Here is a 2,541-nt window from a genome sequence, read left to right as displayed (position 1 = left end):
AGGAGGAATAGGCGATGGAGGAGGAGCAGGCAAAGCGTGAGTGGCTGCGTTTGCCTCAATCCTTTGCAAAGAAGCTCGGTTTTTGACGCAAAGGCGCGAAGGAACTAGCCCGCATAGGTTTGTCAGACCGTCGCGCATGTGAAAAGTGCAAAACGCCGCTGTCGGACGATATGCGGTATACTTACGAGGGAGATAGCTTGCGTATCCAAAGGAGAACCGTATGACCGCTCTGCTTGCACAAGCTCTTGCCGAAATGCAGCGCCTGTCTCCTGCGCAGCAGGATGCGATAGCGGCGCTCATTTTGGAAGAATGAGCGGATGAAGCGCGTTGGGATCAGGCATTTGCGCAATCCGGCGATGCCCTTGTAAGCTTGGCGCAGCAAGCGCGGGCTGAAAAACAGGCGGGCAAAGCAACATTGATGGGGTTTTTGGACGGGGCTGGCGTGCGCTCGGAGTGATGGACGACACGAATATTACGTGGTATAGCGTAAACTATTGACAGATAACCAGCTATGCTACAATAGGTATGTCATGGGCGGAAAAACGAAGGCATATCAGGAATGCGATTCGATATTATCAGTGAGATCGACGATGTCGAGACCATTGCGACGAATATCAGTATACGAGAGATAGAACGGCTACGGAAAATCTATGGCAAAGCACGATGGCGCAAGAAAAAAGGGACGGCTACCATTGTTCTTGAAGATGGAACCATGCATCGCGCAGAAGTGCATTGGTATGAAGCGACGAGCTTTGGGCGCAAGGAAGTGAAGATCAAGTATCTGCTTGATTAGGGAGGATCCGATGACCGTAGAACAACCTAAACTCCGCTTCGTGATCTGTATTGAGAATACTGACTATCCGGCCGCACTCGAACGGCGCAAAATTTATCAGGTCATTCCCGATGACCGGGCAGCAAGGCATAACTTGCTCCGGGTGATTGATGAATCGGGCGAGGATTATATGTACCCCAAAGGGTATTTCATCCCGGTTGATTTTGCGCCAAACATCCAAGAAGCGCTGCTGCGGGCTGCATAAAGATAAAACGGTTGTCGCAGCACCGCACGGGCGCAAAAGCGGCGCAAGCCCTCCCTCTTGTGGTGTCAAGGTCCTTTTTCATGCCCGTGGCAATAACGGAGGGGTACGCAGGCAGAAGGCCTGCCCGAGGTATCACCGTCTCGCTTCACGCGGACGCTCCTGGCGCATCCCTGCACCTGGGCATTGTTTGCCACGGAGCCTCGTGCTATCCCGCGTCTCGGTCGAGCGAACCTGCCAGCGACGCTGCGGCGGTGCGCGACGGCGGCTCGCGTTGTGACGCGGGCAAAGCGATTGGGCGCAGTGGCGACGGCGGCATTGAGGGCATCATCAACGAAGATCGTCCTGATCGACGGCGAAGCGCTGGCCCAATACATGCTCGACTACGACATCGGCGTCACCGAAGTAAGCCGCTACGTCGTCAAAAAGATCGACCTCGACTACTTCGAGGAGGAATAATACCAATTGGAATTGAGTAAGCCGCATCGTCAGTACTGCCATGGCGTATTGGAACGCCATGCGCGGCAATCGGCAATCCAAAATCTGCAATCTGAAATGGTATAAGCGATGGATGAGGAACAGGCAAAGCGTGAGTGGCTGCGTTTGCCCGTGGTCGCCGCAGGAGCCGAGTATGCGGGAGTGATCATTGCATCATCAATAGGCCATTGTGGGCGGTGCAAATAACAAACAATTGTGGAGAAAAGGGTCCAATATGAACAGCTTTTCAATAAATGATTGGTGGAACAGTGTCTTTTTGAACATACTTTCAGGTGTATTTGCGAACCTAATCGTAATATTATTGTTTGCAGGTTTGGGATGGCTGGCTTACAAGTTACTACGTCGTGATGTCCTTCTCCAATTTTTTGGTGTATACAAAGATCGTCATGTGACAATATACCTGTCAAACTTGTCGATTATGCTTGGAGGAGCATACGACAATAAGGGCGTACCCCGTTCGTACCAAGGCCAAGCAGTTGCAATGAAAGAGATGCTAGTCGCAATTAAATTTAGAGAATCTTTTAACCAAGTTTTCCCTGGTCTTTCCGACCAACCTGGTTTTTTAAGCCGATTACTCTTGTCTGATATGAAAGTCAATATTATTATTTCTTCAGAAGAACATAAATATTTGGAATCAAGAAATACAATTATCTCGCTTGGTAGTCCTGGGTATAATTCATTTTCCAAATACATTGAAAATAATTTAAAATCCAGGGCTTCATTCGTCGTAGATTGCAATGCATTTCAGATTGACCACCTTGATTCTTTCACTGGTTCTGAGTTTGGATTCATTGAAAAGATAGTTGATAAAAAGCGGCGGCAAACGATTTTTTATGTTGCTGGCTTGACTGACGTTGGCACAGTCGGGGCGGCTGATTTTCTCTTGCGGGAATGGGAGTACTTAAGCACGAAGTTTAAGGCAGATGAATCATTTGTTCAATTACTCGCCTTTAAGCAATACCCTCGCCAAAATGACCACCTCGTCGGCCCCTTAACAACCAAACATCTG

The 2,541-nt window shown here is 49.3% G+C and carries 4 protein-coding genes; all 4 read left to right on the top strand.

Features of this window, described 5'->3' with window-relative positions:
* Window positions 1–559: 559 nt before the first annotated feature.
* Window positions 560–793, top strand: coding sequence for a hypothetical protein (locus EYB53_RS25195; RefSeq protein ID WP_135482378.1), 234 nt, complete (start codon window positions 560–562; stop codon window positions 791–793).
* Between the two features lie 10 nt (window positions 794–803).
* Window positions 804–1,037 (top strand): hypothetical protein, encoded by a 234-nt coding sequence (locus EYB53_RS25190; RefSeq protein ID WP_135482376.1) that lies wholly within the window; start codon window positions 804–806, stop codon window positions 1,035–1,037.
* Between the two features lie 273 nt (window positions 1,038–1,310).
* On the top strand, window positions 1,311–1,493 hold the full coding sequence (locus EYB53_RS25185) for a hypothetical protein (RefSeq protein WP_205712777.1): 183 nt from the start codon (window positions 1,311–1,313) through the stop codon (window positions 1,491–1,493).
* A gap of 253 nt (window positions 1,494–1,746) precedes the next feature.
* The coding region (locus EYB53_RS25180; protein WP_135482374.1) for a hypothetical protein at window positions 1,747–2,541 on the top strand (795 nt) is incomplete at its 3' end.

The organism is Candidatus Chloroploca mongolica (assembly GCF_004762035.2).
In the GTDB taxonomy this organism is placed as follows: domain Bacteria; phylum Chloroflexota; class Chloroflexia; order Chloroflexales; family Chloroflexaceae; genus Chloroploca; species Chloroploca mongolica.
The sequence above is the reverse complement of the archived record's forward strand: the minus strand, read 5'-3'. Positions and strand labels throughout refer to the sequence as shown.